A 3,638-nucleotide genomic window follows, 5' to 3' on the forward strand; every position below is an offset into this window, starting at 1 on the left:
AGCGAAGGAAAGTTTCTTGATACATAACAGAGTTTATTTTACCATACAAAAATAAGACTTGCAAGAGAAAAACTAAAATAATTTTAAAATTTTTATAGGATTTTTTTATAGCGAAAAAAGGATTTTTTCACGGTATGATGAAGTGATTTGTATGATAAAAAGTGTGGTGCAAAGCATGAATAATAAAGAAAGTATCCGATTATCGTCAAATGTTCAAAAACTAAAAGGCATTGGCCCTGCGAAAGCCAAAGGCTTGGCAAATCTTGGTCTTTATACCTTGCAAGATGTAATTCAATATTATCCGAAGCGATACGAAGATCGCAGTTCGTATCAAACGATCAGAGAGCTTGTGAGTGATGAGATCGCGCTGGTGTGTGGGCGTATCCTGCGCGTTGATGAAATTAGACCTCGCGGACGTATGTGCATTACGAAGGCCTATGTAACTGACGGAACAGGAGAAGTCGCATTGACGTGGTTTAATCAACGATATCTTAAAGGGAAATTACCGATCGGACAGCTTATCATTGCCAGCGGTAAAGTCAAACGAATAGGAAGACGTGTCGAACTTCATAGAGTATCGTTTGAGGCGATAGAGGAGGGCTCGCCTGTTAAGGGCGAGATCCTGCCGATCTATGGCGGTTGTGAATCGATCACGCAAAAAGTCCTGCGAGATATCGTGCGTCAAGCACTTGAGTATATAGACGATAATGATGTTATTCCGCCCGCAATCCGCACAGCAGAAGGCTTTATTCCACAAAGAGAAGCGATCAGACAGATTCACTTTCCGAGCAATATAGAGTTGCTTCAAAAAGCACGCAGCAGACTGGCATTCGAAGAGTTGTATCTGATCCAATGCGGATTGCTTCTTTTGAAGCAACAAACGAAAAATCAAAAACACGGCGTAAAACATGGACCGAACGGCAAACTGATAAAAGCTCTACTGGATAATCTTCCGTTTACATTGACTGATGATCAGATATCTTCTTTTAGGGATATTCAATATGATATGGAAGATCGCATACCGATGCAGAGATTGTTGCAAGGTGATGTTGGTTCAGGTAAAACGATCATAGCTGCACTAGCACTTGCCAAAACGATAGAAAACGGCTATCAGGGTGTTATGATGGCACCGACGGAGATCCTTGCTCAGCAACATTATCAGACGTTGACAGAATTGTTTGCTCTGCACGGTATCACTGTTGCTATGTTGAGCGGTAAAATACCTGCTAAAAAACGACGCGAGATATTAGAAGGGCTTGCCAGTGGTGAGATTGACTTACTTGTCGGAACACATGCACTCATTCAACCAACGGTAGAGTTCGCCGCTCTTGGGCTTGTAATCACCGACGAACAACACCGATTCGGCGTACACCAACGCGCTCTTTTACAAGAAAAAAGCGATTGGATGCCTGATGTTCTTGTCATGACAGCAACACCGATTCCGCGTACCATGGCGCTTACAATATATGGCGACCTTGATGTTTCCCAGATCAAACAACTCCCGCCGGGACGCAAGCCGATTCGAACATTCGTGCGCGGCGAAGAAAGCCGTACTAAAATATATGATTTTATCATCAAACAGATACAAGAAGGTAGACAGGCTTATATCGTCTGTCCTTTAATCGAAGAGTCCGAAAAAATAGATGTACAATCCGCAACCACCTTATACGAAGAATTAGTGAGTGGTATTTTCTCTGATATTCCTTGCGGACTTCTTCACGGAAGAATGAAAAGCGATGAAAAAGATGCTGTTATGCAAGAGTTTGTAAGCGGTAAATTATCGGTCTTGATCGCAACGACAGTCATTGAAGTAGGAATCAATGTACCGAATGCAACCATTATGGTCGTAGAAGGTGCAGAACGATTCGGCCTGTCACAGCTTCATCAGCTCCGCGGGCGTATCGGAAGGGGTAGTCATCAATCATATTGCGTCCTCATCAGTAAAAGCAGATCGGACGATGCCTTAGAACGTCTGAGAGCTATGGAGAGAACGAATGACGGATTCGAATTGGCGGAGATAGACCTCGAATTACGCGGCTCGGGACAACTCTTTGGAACACGTCAACATGGACTTCCCGACCTTAAGATCGCAAATATATTCCGCGACATTGCCCTTCTTATCAAAGCACGTGAATACGCACAGATAGCTGTTCGAGAACCGCAAAATCATCAGCCTGTCTATCATGCTTTGCAAGAACGCTATGGTTCTGCATTCGAACGTATCACCAACAACTAGTCTTAAACGATTGGAGAACGATATCCGCCATGTGCTATCGGGATATGCTCGCATATTTTACGATAGATATCACTGACCAGCTCAAAACGTGTTTTGATAAAATGAAAAAGTGCCTTTCTCTCTTCGCTATCAGGAAGCCATTCACGCGGGATCGATCGTAAGATATCTTTGATAACATCAATATCGAGCTCTCTGACTGTATACACATATGGCAAAAAATCATTTGCGTATATCCAATTTGAGAGAAATGATCCATACAAATTTTGATCGTATATACGGATACGATATTCCCAATCACGTAGAGAATATGCTGTCCATCGACCACTTCTGAATAAATGTGAATGGTCAATGCCATAAAGCGTATACATACTGTCTTCATTCGGGGATAAGAGCATATTTTTCCTGTTATGGGTGCGATCGGCATTATGAAATAAATGGTCAAACAATACCATGCCTGCAACCTCATTACGATTGACAATGGCAGTTAACGATTCGCTTGTGACGTATCGTACATCTTCCAGATATCGTGATGCAAAATGGATGCCGACACTGATTCCTCCTTCAGTAAGATAGGGATATTGTTCAAGCCATTCTTTTGTGATACAAAAATAATCACTTACAGGGAACGGTAATCCAAGTATACGACCAAAACAAGAGGCGATATACTCATTGGCAAGCACCTTTCCACCCAGTGGATTCGCTATGATCTTTACAATATATCTATGCCCGTCATCAGCACGAAAAAAAAGAGGGGAAGTTGCCCCAACGCCGACTTCCCCCAGATACTCTTCAGCGAGTAACATGACATTGATCTCCTTTATATATGCTTAATGCTACTCTAACAAACTGCTGCCGACTGCAGTGATCGTCTTAAGATTAACAACGACCGATCGGATCGTAGCTTCTGTGATCGGATCACAAGCTCCCGGTAAGAAGATATCATCTACCGTAATGATCGCGAGATCATCGCACATACTGCTCAAAATACCGTTGATCGTAAAACCGCCAAGTATCGTAAGACTGATACTGTCACCGACCATGCGTTTCATCAAACAGATCAGACCATCAGCTTCACCGCGCAAGATATTGGAATTCGCAACCGCAGTACAAGACGAGATCAACGGATCAGCAACGATACCTGTACCTTTGGCTGCTATTGTCCAAAGATCGACGCGAAGGAACGAAGTCGTCGTTCTTGCGCCACCGGGCGTCAATATCTCAACTGCCGTTGAATCCGACAATACAGCAGGAGATAAGATGGCGATACGATTATCATGGATCGCTTGTAAGTTACCAAAATAGACAAACCCGTTAATGCCAAACAACACGATATCGCTGTTGAGCTCTCTTTGTAATTCTTTTACAAGGTCTTCATTTCTGAAATCAGACCAAAAACATCCCA

3 protein-coding genes are annotated in these 3,638 nt (G+C 43.0%); 1 reads left to right on the forward strand and 2 read right to left on the reverse strand.

Features of this window, described 5'->3' with window-relative positions; all coding sequences use genetic code 11:
* Positions 1-175: 175 nt before the first annotated feature.
* Entirely contained in the window at positions 176-2,236 is a 2,061-nt protein-coding gene (gene recG / locus IJN28_02775; protein ID MBQ6712696.1) for an ATP-dependent DNA helicase RecG, read from the forward strand.
* 2 nt (positions 2,237-2,238) lie between these two features.
* On the opposite strand, the gene IJN28_02780 is transcribed toward recG, so the two are convergent.
* Entirely contained in the window at positions 2,239-3,039 is an 801-nt protein-coding gene (locus IJN28_02780; GenBank protein MBQ6712697.1) for a hypothetical protein, read from the reverse strand.
* A gap of 30 nt (positions 3,040-3,069) precedes the next feature.
* On the reverse strand, positions 3,070-3,638 hold a 569-nt coding region (locus IJN28_02785; protein ID MBQ6712698.1), incomplete at its 5' end, for a hypothetical protein.

Source organism: Selenomonadales bacterium, from assembly GCA_017442105.1.
In the GTDB taxonomy this organism is placed as follows: domain Bacteria; phylum Bacillota; class Negativicutes; order RGIG982; family RGIG982; genus RGIG982.